The 16,355-nt window shown below is 60.4% G+C and carries 24 protein-coding genes; 22 read left to right on the top strand and 2 right to left on the bottom strand.

The genetic code is table 11. The annotated features are described in order from the left end of the window. On the bottom strand, nt 1–297 hold a 297-nt coding region (locus HMPREF3157_RS10915), incomplete at its 3' end, for a helix-turn-helix domain-containing protein (protein WP_083288023.1). A 101-nt stretch (nt 298–398) separates the two neighbouring features. Here HMPREF3157_RS10915 and HMPREF3157_RS10910 point away from each other — a divergent pair. From HMPREF3157_RS10910 to HMPREF3157_RS02075, 22 genes are all read left to right on the top strand, one after another. Then, nucleotides 399–593: a helix-turn-helix transcriptional regulator gene (locus HMPREF3157_RS10910; protein ID WP_083288022.1), complete on the top strand. Its 195-nt coding sequence runs from the start codon at nt 399–401 to the stop codon at nt 591–593. After that, nucleotides 590–727 carry a hypothetical protein gene (locus HMPREF3157_RS10480; protein ID WP_168161672.1) on the top strand — a complete coding sequence of 46 codons (138 nt, stop codon included), beginning with the start codon at nt 590–592 and terminating at the stop codon, nt 725–727. Before HMPREF3157_RS10910 ends, HMPREF3157_RS10480 begins: the two co-directional genes overlap by 4 nt. Then, nucleotides 724–933 (top strand): hypothetical protein, encoded by a 210-nt coding sequence (locus HMPREF3157_RS02160; protein WP_070435411.1) that lies wholly within the window; start codon nt 724–726, stop codon nt 931–933. The genes HMPREF3157_RS10480 and HMPREF3157_RS02160 overlap by 4 nt, the downstream gene beginning before the upstream one ends. Continuing rightward, nucleotides 927–1,181, top strand: a complete 255-nt coding sequence (locus HMPREF3157_RS02155) for a hypothetical protein (protein WP_070435410.1) — start codon at nt 927–929, stop codon at nt 1,179–1,181. Before HMPREF3157_RS02160 ends, HMPREF3157_RS02155 begins: the two co-directional genes overlap by 7 nt. Nucleotides 1,182–1,896: 715 nt before the next feature. Next, nucleotides 1,897–2,139 carry a hypothetical protein gene (locus HMPREF3157_RS02150; RefSeq protein WP_070435409.1) on the top strand — a complete coding sequence of 81 codons (243 nt, stop codon included), beginning with the start codon at nt 1,897–1,899 and terminating at the stop codon, nt 2,137–2,139. Continuing rightward, nucleotides 2,136–2,381, top strand: a complete 246-nt coding sequence (locus HMPREF3157_RS02145; protein ID WP_070435408.1) for a helix-turn-helix domain-containing protein — start codon at nt 2,136–2,138, stop codon at nt 2,379–2,381. The genes HMPREF3157_RS02150 and HMPREF3157_RS02145 overlap by 4 nt, the downstream gene beginning before the upstream one ends. After that, nucleotides 2,374–3,096 (top strand): AAA family ATPase, encoded by a 723-nt coding sequence (locus HMPREF3157_RS10905; RefSeq protein ID WP_083288021.1) that lies wholly within the window; start codon nt 2,374–2,376, stop codon nt 3,094–3,096. The genes HMPREF3157_RS02145 and HMPREF3157_RS10905 overlap by 8 nt, the downstream gene beginning before the upstream one ends. A gap of 164 nt (nt 3,097–3,260) precedes the next feature. Further along, on the top strand, nt 3,261–3,593 hold the full coding sequence (locus HMPREF3157_RS02140; RefSeq protein ID WP_070435407.1) for a hypothetical protein: 333 nt from the start codon (nt 3,261–3,263) through the stop codon (nt 3,591–3,593). Between the two features lie 434 nt (nt 3,594–4,027). Further along, on the top strand, nt 4,028–5,068 hold the full coding sequence (locus HMPREF3157_RS02135; protein ID WP_371440676.1) for a hypothetical protein: 1,041 nt from the start codon (nt 4,028–4,030) through the stop codon (nt 5,066–5,068). 70 nt (nt 5,069–5,138) lie between these two features. After that, nucleotides 5,139–6,293, top strand: coding sequence for a phage portal protein (locus tag HMPREF3157_RS02130; RefSeq protein WP_083288020.1), 1,155 nt, complete (start codon nt 5,139–5,141; stop codon nt 6,291–6,293). Then, nucleotides 6,290–7,870: an HK97 family phage prohead protease gene (locus HMPREF3157_RS02125; protein ID WP_070435404.1), complete on the top strand. Its 1,581-nt coding sequence runs from the start codon at nt 6,290–6,292 to the stop codon at nt 7,868–7,870. The genes HMPREF3157_RS02130 and HMPREF3157_RS02125 overlap by 4 nt, the downstream gene beginning before the upstream one ends. Further along, nucleotides 7,870–8,193: a hypothetical protein gene (locus HMPREF3157_RS02120; RefSeq protein ID WP_070435403.1), complete on the top strand. Its 324-nt coding sequence runs from the start codon at nt 7,870–7,872 to the stop codon at nt 8,191–8,193. Before HMPREF3157_RS02125 ends, HMPREF3157_RS02120 begins: the two co-directional genes overlap by 1 nt. Next, on the top strand, nt 8,190–8,564 hold the full coding sequence (locus HMPREF3157_RS02115; protein WP_070435402.1) for a hypothetical protein: 375 nt from the start codon (nt 8,190–8,192) through the stop codon (nt 8,562–8,564). Before HMPREF3157_RS02120 ends, HMPREF3157_RS02115 begins: the two co-directional genes overlap by 4 nt. A 23-nt stretch (nt 8,565–8,587) precedes the next feature. Beyond that, nucleotides 8,588–9,034, top strand: coding sequence for a hypothetical protein (locus HMPREF3157_RS02110; RefSeq protein WP_070435401.1), 447 nt, complete (start codon nt 8,588–8,590; stop codon nt 9,032–9,034). Then, nucleotides 9,027–9,413, top strand: a complete 387-nt coding sequence (locus HMPREF3157_RS02105; RefSeq protein ID WP_070435400.1) for a hypothetical protein — start codon at nt 9,027–9,029, stop codon at nt 9,411–9,413. The genes HMPREF3157_RS02110 and HMPREF3157_RS02105 overlap by 8 nt, the downstream gene beginning before the upstream one ends. 2 nt (nt 9,414–9,415) lie before the next feature. Then, the gene (locus tag HMPREF3157_RS02100; protein ID WP_070435399.1) at nt 9,416–9,703 is read left to right on the top strand and encodes a hypothetical protein; all 288 of its coding nucleotides are present in this window, start codon (nt 9,416–9,418) and stop codon (nt 9,701–9,703) included. 148 nt (nt 9,704–9,851) lie between these two features. Then, nucleotides 9,852–12,134: a phage tail protein gene (locus tag HMPREF3157_RS02095; protein ID WP_070435398.1), complete on the top strand. Its 2,283-nt coding sequence runs from the start codon at nt 9,852–9,854 to the stop codon at nt 12,132–12,134. Beyond that, complete coding sequence (locus tag HMPREF3157_RS02090; RefSeq protein WP_070435397.1) at nt 12,131–13,495, top strand: hypothetical protein; 1,365 nt, start codon at nt 12,131–12,133, stop codon at nt 13,493–13,495. Before HMPREF3157_RS02095 ends, HMPREF3157_RS02090 begins: the two co-directional genes overlap by 4 nt. A 3-nt stretch (nt 13,496–13,498) precedes the next feature. Next, nucleotides 13,499–13,951 carry a hypothetical protein gene (locus HMPREF3157_RS10360; protein ID WP_141740582.1) on the top strand — a complete coding sequence of 151 codons (453 nt, stop codon included), beginning with the start codon at nt 13,499–13,501 and terminating at the stop codon, nt 13,949–13,951. Nucleotides 13,952–13,963: 12 nt separating this feature from the next. Beyond that, the gene (locus tag HMPREF3157_RS02085; RefSeq protein ID WP_070435396.1) at nt 13,964–14,788 is read left to right on the top strand and encodes a peptidoglycan recognition protein family protein; all 825 of its coding nucleotides are present in this window, start codon (nt 13,964–13,966) and stop codon (nt 14,786–14,788) included. Continuing rightward, on the top strand, nt 14,785–15,162 hold the full coding sequence (locus HMPREF3157_RS02080; protein ID WP_141740581.1) for a hypothetical protein: 378 nt from the start codon (nt 14,785–14,787) through the stop codon (nt 15,160–15,162). Before HMPREF3157_RS02085 ends, HMPREF3157_RS02080 begins: the two co-directional genes overlap by 4 nt. After that, nucleotides 15,162–15,428: a hypothetical protein gene (locus HMPREF3157_RS02075; RefSeq protein WP_070435394.1), complete on the top strand. Its 267-nt coding sequence runs from the start codon at nt 15,162–15,164 to the stop codon at nt 15,426–15,428. Before HMPREF3157_RS02080 ends, HMPREF3157_RS02075 begins: the two co-directional genes overlap by 1 nt. On the opposite strand, the gene HMPREF3157_RS02070 is transcribed toward HMPREF3157_RS02075, so the two are convergent. Beyond that, entirely contained in the window at nt 15,425–16,240 is an 816-nt protein-coding gene (locus tag HMPREF3157_RS02070; RefSeq protein WP_070435393.1) for a tyrosine-type recombinase/integrase, read from the bottom strand. The genes HMPREF3157_RS02075 and HMPREF3157_RS02070 overlap by 4 nt on opposite strands. Between the last annotated feature and the right edge of the window lie 115 nt (nt 16,241–16,355).

Below are 16,355 nucleotides of genomic sequence, written 5' to 3'. Positions count from 1 at the left end.
GGTTGGGGGTTCGAATCCCTCCGGGCGCGCTTCAACCCCCTCACCATCAGGTGAGGGGGTATTTTTATGCCCAGTTCTCAACCAGTCGCGATCAACACCGCATGCGAATGCCCAAAGGGTGAGCACGGAGCGCGAAGGAACGCTTCGCCCGCGCTCTGATGCCGATATCGTCGCCCGGCTAATCTGTGCACGCTCTGATAGTTCAGTCTGCTCTAGACCCGCGAACTCCCTTGCAATTCTTAGGCGTTGCGCGAGCGTGATCTCTGGAACGGCCCCGGCCGTGGGTTGAATGCTCATGAGTCTAACACTAGACACCGCGCTTTCACTTCACAAGAGACTTAGGGGCACTTCACCCTAATGGCTTGACATATGTCTATGCATAGGCTACAGATAGACATATGTCTACTGACCGACTTATTACTACACGTGAGGCCGCTGAGCGGTTGCACGTAACGCCGCGCACGATCGCGCGACAAGTCCAAGGCGGAAAACTGACCCCCGCCTCAGTCTTTCCACTAGGCCGGGGCGCGTTCATGTTCGACGCTGAGGAAATTGACAAGATCGCCGCTTCGAAGAGCGAGGTGGGGCGATGATCTCCGCGCTCGCTATCACGGCGTTCACCGTCGCAGTTATCGCCACGCAGGTTCTCGCGATCGCTTACGTGCTCACGGCTGAACCACCGAGTGATGCCGAGCTCGATGCTCTCGAGGCAGGTGGGCTCAAGTGACGCAGGTCAAAAACATTTTCCCGATAGTGAACTACATTCGGGAACTGCAAAGCGCGACCGCTGCAGGGATGCTGCACGGCGATACGAGCTCGCTCACGCCTGAGTGCCGCGGGTACCTTCGCGCCCTCGACAAGCTCGAGGCATATTGCCTCGGCCTAATCGAGGGATACGAAAAGAGCGAAGAGAGCGAGACCCCGCCGTGGTGAATCGCGACCTACTCGAGAAACGCGCCGAGCTCACCACGATCGCGAAGCGCCTCGGCGCTAATCGCCGCGAGCTCAGGCGAATCTACACCGATATCAGTTCGACTAAGCGGCCGCTATTCACCGCGCTCACCATCGATGAGCGCACCGCGATCGCGAGTGAGTTGCTCATCGTCGATAAGCACCTCGGTTATATCTTCCAGGACCTTCGCGGATTGCTCGCTGAGCTCCCTGAGCGCTTCCCGCCCTAGCCCACCGGCCTACCGATAACTGAATACACCACCGCGTGCGAGGCGCGGCGATTACTCAGGGCGAAACACTGAGGCGTGCATCGGCCCGACTGCACAAGGGGCTAGGGGGGAAGGCGCCCCTAATTAGGACAGCCTGTGCCGAGCGATCGAGCTCCCCCGAGTACTAAAAGGCCGGGCCGCCGGGGGTTCACGTGCAGAGCGTGAGGGGAATAATCCCGCATCGATCGCATATACCGCCCCGAGCGCATGCGAGTAATACCCGTAGCGCCTCGACGTTCGACCGATCGACCGATCGACCGACCGAAGAGAGCCCCCTCGAATGGGGGGCCTCTCTATCCTCCCTCAGCTCCCTCTCTCCCTCCCAAAGAGTTTGAACGCTTCGCCTAGCTCAAGCCCGCTGGAACTACTCACCATTGCTCAACGAAAGAAACGAAACGATGGCAACTCAACCACTGTACGGGGCCGCTGATCCGTGTCCTAGCTGCAGGCATAACCGCTCCGAGGGTAAGTGTCGTAACCGCTCGTGTTCTCGCTTCATCGATCCCGCTCGGACCGGGGTGCAGTACTGCAGCGAGTGCGGTTCGATCTTGAACGAGTTTGGTGCTTGCAGGGCAGCCGATTGTCCGAGGCACCCGCGGATGAGTCCCGCGACGGCCGCAATGTGGCGCGAACATCGCGCGATGATCCGAAAGAAACTAGAAGAGAGCAAGACACGATGACACAGCGAGAGAGCTCAATCGACCGAGCTACCGAGGAGACTCGCGCCGAGCTGAACGCTCACGCTAGGAAGGTTCGCGAGCTCGCGAGCGTCATCTACGTTGCAGCAGCCGTGATCCGTGATGACTCGAGCCGCCTACCTATCCACCGCGACACTTATCGCCTAATTTTCGAGGCCTTCGATCTCGTGACGATCGCGGGCAACCAGCTCGACCCGGATCGCAGCGAGGGGCAACGATGAGCGCCTACCGTTCGAGCGAGCGGCATCGCCCGCTACTCTCACCCTCCGAGGCCGCTGAGCAGCTTACCGAGTGGGGCCTCGATGTCTCGACGCGCACGCTGCAGGAATGGCGCTCGACCGGCCGCGGCCCGGCCTATCTCAAGATCGGTAATCAAATCAGGTACCACCGGGGAAAGCTCTCGACGTGGATCGAAGCGCACGAGGTGAAACCGGGAAGGAAGCGAGGCAGCCGCAATGGATGACTACATGACGCTGAGCGGGCCACAGCGCCGGGCGCTACTGGATCAGTCGCTCGCGATTCACGGGTATGTGTGTTGTATCTGTGGCCTCGCGATCGCGCGCGGTGATGAATCGCTGCAGCACCTCACCCCGCGATCGAAGGGAGGAGTGACCACGCTCGAGAACACTAGGCCCGCGCACAAGCGCTGCAACTACTCCCTACAGGATCGAATCTCCGAGGGCATCGCAGCAGAAGTGCACAGCGGCCTTAGCTACTTCACGCGACCCGATACACCAACAGATAAAGGGGTACCCCCTCGCGAAACTCGACCACTCACCCCCCTTACGAAAACAGGGGTACCCCGTCGTGTCGTGCTCATTACCGGGCCCCCCGGGGCTGGAAAGAGTACCCGTGCCCGTGAGCTCGAGCGCGAGGACGGCCTCAAAGTGTATGACGCAGACGATGCGGAATGGAATGGGCATCACGGGCGAGAGTTCAAGGCAGCTCTAAGACATATCGGCCGAGACAAGACAGCGCGGGCCGCGGTCATAGTCTCAGGCGCTACCCGCAACGCCCGCGAGCAGGCAGCGCGAACGATCGACGCAACAGAAATCGAAACACTAATCGCACCAAAAGAAACACTAAAGCAAAGAATAAAAGAACGAAAACAAACTAACCAAACAATAAAGACACAATTAGCAGCGCTAGAAGATTGGTTCAAAAGACATGAGGAATAGCAAGAGCGTTGAACATCTCGCGCTCTCGCTGGCGCTTTTTCTGACCACGGGCCCCCGGTCCACCCCGCGCCCCAACGGAAAAATCCCCCCGGACCGCCTAGAAAAAACACTAAATAACGCACTTTCCACAAAACACGGCAAGGTTATAAACAAAGGGGCAAGGAATGAACACTAAGCACACTAGCGCACTTTTCGATACCCCCGCCCCGGCGGCCTCGAGCGGCCCCGGCCCGGTTGAGATCGCGGTCCAAAAAGAGATCGAGCGTAAGATCGCAGACGGGATCCTCGACGGTGCCCTCTATGCTGGCCAGATCGCTCAGTTGCTCGCAGCAGCTCGCGAGCTCGACGAGTCCCGCGGCGTAGGCCGCCCTAGCGGCCGCGCACAATTCCACGACGTGGTGCACCGTATGCTTATGGACTTGCCTCAGCCCGAAAAGGCCGCCCCGTCGAGTGAGCTCGACCGGGTACTCGCCGCGATCATGGAAACGGAAGAATGACCGCGCCCGCCCTCGCGCGTGCACGGTTCACGCACGCGCCCGCCCCTACGTTCGCGCCCGAACGCGACCTCTCATATAAGAGTGAGGGGGCTGAAATTGCTCGAGTAGCGAGATTGCTCGGGCTCGAGCTCATGCCCTGGCAACGCTTAGTAGCGGACATCGGGACAGAGTACCGGCTCGACCAGGACGGCGACCGAGTATACAAATACAAAACAGTGTTCGTGTCTGTTCCTAGGCAGTCTGGCAAATCAACGCTAATGCAACCGGTTCGGCTGCATAGGATCCTGACCCGCCCCGGCATCGACGCTTTCAGCACCGCGCAAACTGGCAAGGCCGCGCGTGAACGCATCATGAAAATGATCGAGCGCGTTGAAACTTCACCCCTTGCGCCTCTATGTAAGTCGCTTCGATCGAACGGGGCAGAGGGGCTGCAAGTGTATGCGAACCGATCGCGCCTCACCCGGTTCAGCCCAGTAAACGGGGCACTGCACGGCGAGACCCCTCACTTTGTGGACTTCGATGAGGTATGGAAATACAGCGAGCAACTCGGCGATGCCCTACTCGGCGGGGCCTCGCCGGGCATGATTACCCTAGGCAACCGGGCGCAAATCTGGATGATCTCAACCAAAGGGACGGCGCTATCAACGTTCATGAACCGCTACGTGGAGGCAGGCGAGAAAGGTGATGACCCGTCACTCGCTTATTTTGCATGGCAGTTGCCCGAAGGCCTCGACCCGGATGACCGCGAATCATGGTGGCAGTTTCACCCGGCGCTAGGCAACACCATTAGCGAGGATGACCTCGCGACGGAAATGTACGCCGCGGGCGTGAGCGAGTCCGAGCGGATCCGCGCATACATGAACCTAATAACCGTGGTCACTGACTCGATAATCCCGCTCGAGGTATGGGAGGATCTCGCCCGCGACCCCGAAACCATCCCCGAGCTATCCGAGTGTGGCATCGGCATCGAGGTAGCACCCGGCAACGCATGCGCGGCCGTAGTCGCGGCATGGATCGACACAGACGGCTCGCCCGTCGTTCGCGTCCTACATCAAGCACCGGGCACGGCATGGCTCGAGCCGTATCTCATGCACCTACGCGACTATTACGGCGTGAACGAGATCGCCGCTGATGACGGCGGGCCCGTTCGCCGCATCACGGACGATATTCACCCGCTCACGAGCGATACCGATCGCGAGCCCGCGCTCACCGTGCAACGCCTCTCGATGCAAGAGCGCTCAACCGCTGATCTGGATCTACTGGCAGCCGCTCGCGATGAGCGCCGCCTCAAGCACGACGGCTCGAAAGTGCTGCAGGCTGCAATCGCATCGGCTCAGCTACGCACCCGAAACGGCATCGAGCTCATTGACCGCGACAAATCCCTCGGCCCCGTGCCCGCGCTTATCGCCGCCTCGGCCGCGCTCTGGCACGCTACCCACAAACACACCGACACGCACCGCATACAACTGTTCTAACCTGTAGCGCACTGTATTCCCGCGCCGCGGCCGCTAGGCCCTCCCCCGGGCCGCGCGTGAGCCTAGGGGCATGAATTGGCTAACGCGGATGCTCGATAACCTCACCGGCGGGATTCAACGCCGCCATGAGGCGAACATCGCGGCGGGCATCATTCCCCCCGCCCGCGATTCCCTCCCCGTGTCGATCTCCGAGGCCGCGACAATCCCCGCAGTTTTCCGCGCGTTGCAGATCATTCAAGCAGCCGTCGAACAGCTCTCGATCGATGTTGAGCGCGGCGGCGTTACCCTCACCGGCGCGGACGTGCCCGCGCTCGTGCGCCGCCCGTGCCTGGACATGCCTCGCTCGCAGTTTCTCGGGTATGTAGCGACCTCGCTCGCAGCAACAGGTAACGCTTTCATCATGCGCGAAGGTGGACCGACCGCGACCGAGACGACACAACTTACCCCGCTCAATCCTCACGCGGTCACAGTGTGGCACGACAAGCACGGGGTACCACTTTTCGACTATGACGGGCGCACCTACACTAGCGACCGCATCAAGCACCTCAAGTTTCTCGCGCTTCCCGGGATGTTTCGCGGCATCGGCCCGATACAGGCCGCGCAAAACACTATGCGCAGCGCCCGCGACATGAACGCCTACTCGGCGCAGTGGTGGGAAACCGGGCAGCCCTCTGGAGTGCTCTCGAGCGATGACCGCCTCACCCCGGATGACGCGAGGCAATATCGCAATCTCTGGAACCAGCTCGACGAGGACGGCAAACCGCTCGCACAGACGGATAACCCGTCACGAATCCGTGTTCTCGGCAAAGGGCTGCACTATGAGCCGATCCTCATTAGCCCTAAAGACGCGATGTGGATCGAAGCTCAGCAGTTCGACACGCTCGACATTGCCCGCATTTTCGGCGTCCCCTCGAGCCTGATGCTCACCGCGATCGACGGCAATTCGATGACCTACTCGAACGTCGAACAAGAGTGGCTCGGCTTCATTCGCTTTACCCTCTCGAGCTACACGCGAAAAATCGAGGAGGCCCTCACCGAGCTCGCACCGCGCGGCCAAACTGTGCGCTTCAACTTCGAGGCACTACTAAGAGCCGATACCACCTCACGATACGCCGCGCACGAGACCGCGATCCGCGCGGGCTTTATGACGATCGACGAAGTTCGCGCGATCGAGAATCTTCCCCCGCTCGGCATCACGAAACCTATCGAGGAGCTCACAGCATGACCACTACCATCACGCCCGAAACGATCACGAGCGACCGCGCCCTCGACGTGCTGATCCGCGCCCGGGACGAAGGCCGCGAGTTCACCGGCATCGGCGTACCCTACGGCGAAACGATCGAACTGTGGGGGCAGCGTGAGCGGTTCGAGCCGGGATCTATCGACCTCAACCGCGATGACGTTCCGACGCTCGTGCTATGGCGGCACGATGAACCAATCGGGACGATCACGAGCGGCACGGACACGCCCGAGGGCTACGAGATCACGGGCCGCCTATCGGACACGCCGCGAGGCCGCGAGGCCGCGACCCTACTCAAGGACGGCGTGATTACCCGCATGAGTATCGGATTCAGGCCCGAAGAGTACCGGATCGAGCACGAGGGGGAATCGACGGACCCCGAGACCATCGTCCACACAAAAGTGAGGGCGCTCGAGTTCTCCCTCGTACCGTTCCCCGCCTATTCCAACGCAAAGATTACGACCGTACGACACAGCAACCCCCACACTGAAAAAGGAGCAACCATGAACAACGCCCCCGCGCTCACTCGCGCCGATCTCACCCCCCTCGAGGAGCATCTGCAGGATCTCGAGCGATCTGTTAAGGGCCTCGAGCTCAACACGAGCGCCGCCCCCTCCGAGCCTCGATGGAGGTCAATGGGCGCATACCTCAAGGCCGTTGCAGCGGGCGAGGAGGATGCTCTCGAGTTCCATCGCGCGTTTACCGGTCAAACGTCGAGCGGTGCTATCAAGAATGAGACTTACCTCGGTGAGTTTATTCAGTGGGTGCAGGAGCGCCGCGACCTCGTGAACCTTTTCGACCGTGGCGCGCTCCCCGCGACCGGCATGAGTGTTGATTATGCACAGCTCACCGACAACACCCTTAAGGCCGGTAAGCAAAGCGCCGAGGGCGCGAACCTCCCCGGCCCCGGCAAAGTGGCACTCACCACGAAGAGCGCACCGATCGAAACGTTCGGTGGATGGACTGAGCTCTCTCGACAGGTGATCGAGCGCTCTAACCTCCCATACCTCGATACCGTTCTAAAGGCCCTCGGCCTCGCCTACGCGAAGGCAACTAATGACGCGCTTCGCGAGAAGATCCTCAAGGTTATCGCGGATCGAGCTAGCTCGGCCCTCACCCTCGCCGATACGAAGGTATACGGCTGGCGCGATGCGATTATCGACGCGAGCGAGCACTACACGGAAAACGGGTTCAACCTCGAAGGGTTGCTCGTGTCCAAGGACGTTTTCAAGGAGCTGCAGCGACTCGAGTACGCGAGCGTACCCGCGATGAAAGTCAATAGCGCGGACGAGTTCACCGGCACGCTGAACCTGCCAAAGGCAGACGGCGACCTCGCGACAGTCCCCGTTCATTGCCTATTCGGTGAGGTACCCGAAAAAACTGCAACGTTCTACGACTCGGCGGCGATCAAGACTCTCGAGAATAGCAATTCTCCGACGCAGCTGCAGGACGACAACATCGTGAACCTTTCCAAGCAGTTCAGCCTCTACGGGTACATGGCGGTTATTGATCCGTTCCCGCAGGCTATTTTGCCGATCAAGCTCGGCGCGGCGGCGGCGTAATGCTCACCGCTGAGGCCCTCGCGCCGCTACTGATCGCCTACACGCGCGCGGATTCACGGGACCACAGTTTCGTGAGCTCGTGCGCGGTGCAGGCGCTGCAGCTCGTGCGCGACAGGATCGCGGGCCGCGAGGTGCCCGAGGCGATCGAGCAGGCCGCGGCCCTCGAGGTGGGGGCTAATCTCTACGGCCGTCGAATGAGCGCGATCGGTACCCCCTCGTATGGGGACCCCGAGCTACTCGGCAACCCGGCGCGGCCAGCCCTCGACCCGCTCACGCCCGCTTATGCGATCCTTCGACCTTACCTAGGCCCGGGAATCGCATGAGCACGCTAACCGAACAGTTATCGACGATCCTCGAAGAGCTCGAGGCCGCGATCCGCGACCAAGGCCTCGACGTGACCGCGACCGCTGACCCGCACGCAGCGGCCGCGGCCCTCGCGGCCGGGGCCCACGCGATCCTCGTGACCGCGGGCCCGTCAATCGAGTTCACCACGATCACACAGCGCGAATACACGTGGACCGCGTGGGCACTAACTGGCAGCGGCCGCGACCCCGTGCCCGCCCTCGAGGCCCTCGAGGAATTGCTCGAGATCGCTGACCAAGCTCTCTGGATCACGACTGCACGCCCCTACACGCTCGAGCTCGCGGCCGGGACCTTCCCCGGCTACGAAATCGAGTTCACGACACACGAATAACACCCCATAGGAAGGGAAATATCATGCCCGCTCTCGCTACCCGCAAACTTGGTCCTGGCTCGCTCAAGCTCGGCGAAACAGGCTCACCCCGCGAAATGGCCTCGGAGGTCACTAAATGCACGATTGAACCCTCGTGGAAAGATGAGGACCCTACGCCCGTTCTCGACGGTTCCGAATTCTACGACGAAGGACGCTTCGAGGGCACGCTCTCGGGTGAGTTCATGCAGGAATACTCCATGAAGTCGCTCGTTGCTTGGACGTGGGAAAACACTGGCAAGGAATTGCCGTTCACGTTCCGGCCCCGAAACGATAACGACATGACGATTACCGGCAAGGTTATTGTGCGAGCCGTGTCCGTTGGTGGCGATGTAAAGACGGCTAATACCGCTAGTTTCGAGTGGAAGATCTCGGGGGGTATGCCTCAAATGAAGGCCGCGAGCGGCGGCAGCAGCGGCGGCAGCAATGTCTAAGCCGCGGCCCCTGATCGAGGTTGAGGGAGCGAAACGGCTACGGCGCACACTTCGCGAGGCAGGTGACGATCTCGAGGACCTCAAGGCCGCTCACGCTGCAGCCGCGAAGATCGCGGCCGAGGCCGCGGCCGCTCTCGCGCCTCGCCGCTCGGGGGCCCTCGCCGCGTCGGTTCGTTCAAGTGGACAAAAAACCGCGGGCGTTATCCGCGCGGGTAAGAAACGGATCCCCTACGCGGGGGTAATCCATTGGGGCTGGCCTCGCCGCGGGATCCCCGCCCGGCCCTTCCTCACCGAGGGCGCTCAGCGCACTGAGTCGCTCTGGATTCCAATTTACGAGAAAGCAATCGAGCACGCGCTCGACCAGATCAAAGGAAAGTAATCATGGCAGATATTCGCCGCACACTTATCAGTGTCGAACTGCAGGACGGTACGCGATACCTCGATCGGCGCGTACTTTTCGCCGATAAAATCCGGCTCGAAAAAGCAGCCCGTAACAACGACTGGAACATTACGCGCGACGAGTTCACCGTCCAAGCTTTTCTAGCGTGGGCTGCACTGAATCGCGAGGGCGAAATCTCCGACACCTATGAGGCTTTCCTCGAGCGGGTTGCCGATATTAGTTTCACCGCTGACGCGAACGAAACGAGCGAGGGCCTCGCGGGGGAATAAACGCCGGGAATACCCGGCTATTAGTGCAGCTCGCGATCGCGACGGGGATACCGTGCGAGCAGTGGCTAAACGGCGATCCTATTCACCTCGAGTTCGCACTACTCGAGCTAAGTGAATTGAACGACAAAAACTAGAAAGGCATTAGGGCATGGCAGGGAAAACAGCGATTCTATCCGTGCGCATCCTCGGTGATGCTAAGGGCGCGCGCTCTGCCATGTCCGAGGCTGAGGGAGGCGCGAGCAAACTTTCCGGCGTTCTCGGCGGTATGGGTAAGGTTATCGGCGGCGTTGCCCTCGCAGGCGCGGGCGCGCTCGGTGCGCTCGGCGTTGCAGGTGTGAAAGCAGCGGGCGATCTCGAGCAATCCCGCGGCGCGATCGACACTATTTTCAAGGATCAAGCGGGCGTGATCCACGGATACGCACAGGGCGCGGCAACATCCCTCGGCCTCACCGAAAACAGCTACAACGAACTAGCAGCCGTGATCGCGACACAGCTCAAAAACGGCGGCACGAGCATGGAGGAGCTAGGCGCAAAAACAAACAATCTCATTGGCCTCGGCGCAGATCTCGCATCAATGTATGGCGGATCCACCACAGACGCAGTGAACGCACTCTCCAGTGCACTCAAGGGCGAACGTGACCCAATCGAGCGTTACGGAATTAGCCTCACGCAGGCATCGATCGACGCGAAAGCGGCCGAGCTCGGGTTTAAGAAAGTGGGGGGCGCGCTCGACACGAACGCATCACAAGCCGCGACGCTCGCACTCATCATGGATCAATCAACGGCCGCTCAAGGCAACTTTGGGCGTGAAACCGGCACGTTCGCGGGACAGGTGCAGATACTTACCGCCCAGTGGGGTAACTTCGTTGCCCAAGTGGGCATGATGTTGCTACCGGCGCTAACGTCGTTGCTAGGACTCGTGACGGGATCCGTTATGCCCGCATTGCAGCAATTCGCGGACGTTGTGGGCCCCGTTCTCACGGAGACTATTAGCGGTCTCGGCCCGGTCATTACTGACCTAGCGAGCGGATTCAATGCGACCGGGGCCGCGGCCTCACCCTTCGCGGGGATCCTCGCCGCTATCGCGCCGGTTGCTGAGTCGCTCTATTATTCAGCGCTGATGCTCGGCGAGACTCTACTCGCAGCGGGGCAAACTATCTTGCCGCTCATTCTGAATGCCGTAAACGCTATTATGCCGATCCTCATTCAGGCAGCGGGCACCGTGCTCCCCGCTGTGCTCGGGATATTCTCTGCAGCTATCCCGATCTTCACGCAGATCGGTGCCACGATTATCCCCGCGGTAACCGCGGCCTTCACCACGCTCATGCCGCGCATTATCGCTATCGTGCAGCCCCTCGCGATGATCGCGCAAACAATTATCAAGTTCCTCACCCCCGCTATTCAGGCAATTCTCCCCGTTGTGCAAACGGTGATCGGGGCCGTTGTGGGGATCCTCGACGGCTTGCTGCAGGCCGTCGGAGGGGTAATCACGGTCATTGCCGGAGTGATCTCCGGCGATTGGGCCTCAGTATGGCAGGGCGCGCAAAACATTTTCGCAGGCGTCTGGAACGCCATCGTGTCGCTACTGACCGGCGTAGGCAACACGATCACGGGAATAGTGAAAGCACTCGCCGAGACAGCAGCGCGCTGGATCTCGATGGGATGGAATCGCATCAAGTCGCTCACTACCGGCCTATGGAACACGGTAACGGCCAGCTTCGCCCGCGGCGGTGCAACGGCGAAACGACTCATATCGGGCATGACTGCAGCCGTCGGTCATCTGTTCTCGGGCCTATGGCGCTCAGCCTCCTCGATCTTTAACAACATCGCCCGAACGATCGGCAACGCCGCCCGCACCGCCTCGAGCCTCGCCCGAAACGGATTCAGCGCTCTAGTAAGCGGCGTAGTGGGGTTCATCGGCCGCCTACTCTCAAACGTGAGGCAGATCCCCGGCCGGATCCGCGCCGCTCTCGGCAACCTCTCTGGCCTACTCCGAGGCGTAGGCCGCAACATGATCCAAGGAATGATAAACGGCATCGGCTCGATGGGGGGCGCTCTCGTGAGCGCCGCGAAACGCATCGCGGGCCGCGCCGTCGATGGGATCAAGAATTTTCTAGGGATTCACTCGCCCTCTCGAGTGTTCGCTCAGATCGGCGCGTTTACGGGCCAGGGATTCATAGACGGAATTACCGGGATGAGTGGCAAGGCTAATCGCGCGGTTGAGTCTTTGATCGATGTTCCGACCGCTCCCACGTTCCCGGTATCGGCCGCGCGCCGCGGCGGTAACGGCGGCGCTCAATACAACTACACGATCACTATCAATGGCGCTATGGATCGCGCTGGAGTCGCGCGGGACATCGAGGCGATGCTCCGCGAGCAGGCACAGCGTACGGGCCGCGCCGATATTAATGGACGGTTGATCTTCGCATGAGCAGGTACGCAGTTTCTATCGTGCGCGGCAACGGCGATGCCGTCGCCCGTACCATCGATGAGCTAAAGGCCGGTAAACCGACGGTGCTCGACCACGTGACGATCGAGCGCTCACGCCCTTCGCCGATTGATGCCTATGACCCGGCTACTGCAACGTTTACGATCGCGCATAATCTCGATGACCCTGAAACCATTTTCAAGCTCGGCGATCGCGTCGCGGTTGAGATCACGCCCGAGGGTAGCGGCGATCGACACAAGATCTTTCACGGCTACATCGACCGCATTTACACGCCCGCGAAGGGTAAAGGTGAAAAGTATCGGCGTACCACGTTCACCGCGATTGACGAGAAGGGCATCGCCGCGCGAACCTACGTAGGCGCACCGCCCTGGAACTATGAACCTTACTCGGATCGACTCGAACGTTTCAGCACTCTATACCCGCGCATATCGATGGAAAAAGGCTGCAACGCTCTCGTGAGCGACGCCTACCACTTCGACAACACAACCGGGACCGTAGTACCAGAAGGAGCGCCGCAGCTCGATATTGATTCAACTTCAGCGCTAGAACTTTTTGAGAAATCGGCCGCGGCTACCGGTGACCAAGTTTCAGCAGGCGAATGGAAACTGTGGATTAAAAAGAAACCGGTGCCCCGCGTCGTGCTCTACAAACGCGGAAACAGCGTATATAGGAAGCTCGAGAACTCCCCTCAAGTCCCCTCAAACATGATCGAGGACATAGGCCAGGAAGTTAGCTACTCCAGCCGGATCGCAGCTATCTCGGCATCATGGACCGTTGTGGCATGGACTTCCACACGTGAGGTTACACGCAATTGGGGCGACATTAACGACGTTGGTCAGCGCCTCACAATTGACGCGCACGCAGCAGTATCGCTACCCGTGACCGCTGAAAAGCTCGACGCGAAACGAGTCGAAGATCTACCCGTCCCCGTTCGTATTCGGCAACTCGTAGATAGTGCGCGCGCGTCTGGAAAGCCTGAGCCCGCCCTCGATGCGCTTCGCCTACGCCGCTCACTCAATCCCGAAAGGTTCGATTACATCGCCGAAGTTATGGGGGTAGCCGGGGGCCGAGATAGTGAATGGGATAGCGCCATCGAGATTACTGGCCCCGCGCCTTACATCAAAAATCGGTATCAGGCCGTGATGGGCATTAGATACGAGTTATCGGCTAACCCGCGCGAGTCTACTCTCACGCTCAATGCTGCCCCGCTCGCGCTCATGGCAGCCGGGGGCATGGTATGGGCACAGCTTAGAGCCGGTATCCCCTCGCTCATGTTCTATGAGCTCAATTCCGTAACTTTCGCGGATATGGCGCAAATTGTTACAACTTCAACCCAAGGATAAAAAATGCCAGGAAAGACACCTAACGGAATCCCCTACGTGCTTCCAGGGGATACCATCGCCACGTTTCCAACAGTTTCTAAACAGATCGCCGAGGCAGTCGATAAATCGCGCGAGCTCGTAGGCGCTTGGATCCCGCTCAAGCTCGAAGGAGGGTGGGAGGAATTTTCACCCTTCGGGATGAACACTTACGCCGGAATCAGAGTCAGAAAACTGCCTTCAGGCATTCAGATCGAGGGGACAGTTAAAGGAGGCGCGCCTAAATCGGTAATGGCACAACTACCAACGCAGCTCAAAGTTAAGTACGGCCATCTAGTTCAAGTGGTTAGCGGCTCACCTGATGCATACTTGCAAGTATCCCCTAATAAAGGCGTAAACGGCCAGGCAACGCTATCCATTTCTAGCGACACTGCCGTAAATACCCCGGTATTCATTCACGCAATAGTAGCGACCGACTAGGACATAGCGACAATGACATACAAATACATTACGGACAGGACAAGCCCTAACCAAAACGCACGCGATCATAAGATCGAGAGTATTACTATCCATTATTGGGGATCGCGCGGCCAAAAAATTGCGAACGTTGTGGATTGGCTATGCTCTCGCCGCTCGGGCGTGAGCGCGCACTATGTCGTGGAGGCTGGAACGGTGTACTGCATCGTTGATCCCGATCGGCGGGCATGGCACGCTGGATCGAGCCACGGTAACCATGTGTCTATCGGGATTGAATGCCGTCCCGAGGCCACCGACGGCGACTACCGGACTGTAGCCGAGTTGATTCGTAATCTTCGCGCGGTATATGGCGATCTCCCACTGATCCCGCATAAGCGTTGGACATCGACCGATTGCCCGGGCCCGTGGGATCTCGAGCGCCTCGACCGGCTCGCGCGCGGGACTAAGGCCCCGGCGGCCGCGAAGGGCACGGCGAAACCGGCCGCTAAACCGGCGGCTAAACCCGTGTGTGTAAAGGCCCCCGCGTTTCCACTACCGGCCGGTTATTACTATGGGCCGCCTAGCGGGCCTATTCAGTCTGTTAGTGGCAGGACTCGTAACTCGCGCGTCCCCGGCGATGTGATCCAAGTTAAGGGCCGGTGGCGGTCAAAGGGCCTCGCGGTGTACCAAGCCCGAATGCAGGCTCGTGGATGGGGGATCGGTGAGGACGGTGCAGACGGCCGTTACGGCCGCGAAACTGAGCGAGTAGTCCGTCAATTTCAGAAAAACAAGGGCCTAAAGGTCACCGGTTATGTTGATGCCGAGACATGGGCCGCGGCGTGGACGCTCCCGGTTAAGTGATGCCCCCGGCGCTCGATACTCCCGAGGAGGTAGCGGCGATGCTCGGCTCGCTACTCGGCCTACTCGCTACGTTCGCGGTAGGCCTTTTCGGCGCGCTCGCGATCGCGTATGCCGCTTGGACGAAGAAACTCAAGCCCCTACTAACCGAGACACGCGAGGCAGCCCGCAGCGCCGCGCACGAGCTGACGAACAATTCAGGAGGCTCCACCCGCGATGCCGTGGACCGCATTGAAACGATCGCGCTCGAGCTCCGTGAGGATAACCGGCAAGTTCGCCGCGAGATCGAGAACCATCGCGACTACGCGGACCGGAACCTCTCAGAGATATTCCGTCGAATTTACGCGCTCGAAAGCGCAAACAGAGAGATCGACTAATGAACACACACCGCAAAAACACAGTGACCAGGTACGGCCGCGAACTGACCTCGCCCGAGTTCCGTAAATGGGCCTACCCCGTCGTAGCGGCGCTTATCGCGTTGCTCACCGCGCTCGGACTAATCGAGCAGGGCATCGCGGATCGACTCGACGCTCTCGCGGTTGCCGTGCTCGCGATCCCCGCTCTCGGCCTCGCCCGCGTGAACGTCCCTCACCGCGCCGAGGCCCCCGAGGATCCCGAGGCCCCCGAGAATCCCGAGGGCTAGGCCGCGATCTTTTCTACCGTCGCGCGTAACCTCGACGTGTCGAGCGCGACATAACGGCGAGTAGTGGCGGGCGAAGCATGGCCTAGGAGTTGCTGCACCGTGAACACGTCCCGATCGAGCGAATAGGCGCGAGTCGCAAAGCGGTGGCGCAAAGTGTGCAGTGTCCACGGCCTCGGCAACGCGCGCGCCGCGAGCTTACCAACATATCTAGGCGATAGGTGGCCTCGATATTCCCCTGGCAATAGGTAGCCTCGCGCACTGCACGCGGCCTCGACCTCGACCCCTAGGCGCGGGGGTAGCGGGATGAGCCGCGAGCGATTCCCCTTGCCGTGAACGATGAGACTCACCCCTTGCAAATCGCGTACAAGGTCCCGCTCGTGCACTTGAGCTATCTCGGCGCGCCTGAGACCTACCTCGGCCGCGAGTCGCAGAATGAGCCGCACCCGCTCGGGGGCCTCGCGAAGCGCCTCGCGGTAAAGGTGCTCGGGTATAGGCCGCGGGATCCCCTCGACCGCCTTCACCGTGGGGAGTGCCTCGGCCGGATTCACGTCGCAGTGCCCCGCCTCGAGCGCCCATGCCCAAAACGCGCGGTGAGTATTGCGATGCGATCGCCTAGTCTCGCTCGCCCAATTTTGCTTAGCGAACCATCGCACGAGCGCATCGCCCGTGACCGCGCCCGGGGATGCCGCCCTCGCAGTACGCGCAAAGCGCTGCATATGCTCGCGGCGCGTCCTTATCGTGTTCGGTGAGGTGCCCGCGGCCTCGAGGTAGGTAGTCCATGCGGTGATTACTGTGAGCCATTTATCAGTCATGGGCGTAACTGTTCACCGCTAGGCAGCTCGATGCAAGCGGCGAACCTGAGCGTTACCCCTGATAGCGCGGCCCGCGGGACCCAAACAGAAGGTTGGGGGTTCGAATCCCTCCGGG

This window comes from Dermabacter sp. HMSC06F07 (assembly GCF_001807345.1).
GTDB classification, from domain to species: Bacteria; Actinomycetota; Actinomycetes; order Actinomycetales; family Dermabacteraceae; genus Dermabacter; species Dermabacter hominis.
This window is presented reverse-complemented; position numbering and strand designations above follow the sequence as displayed.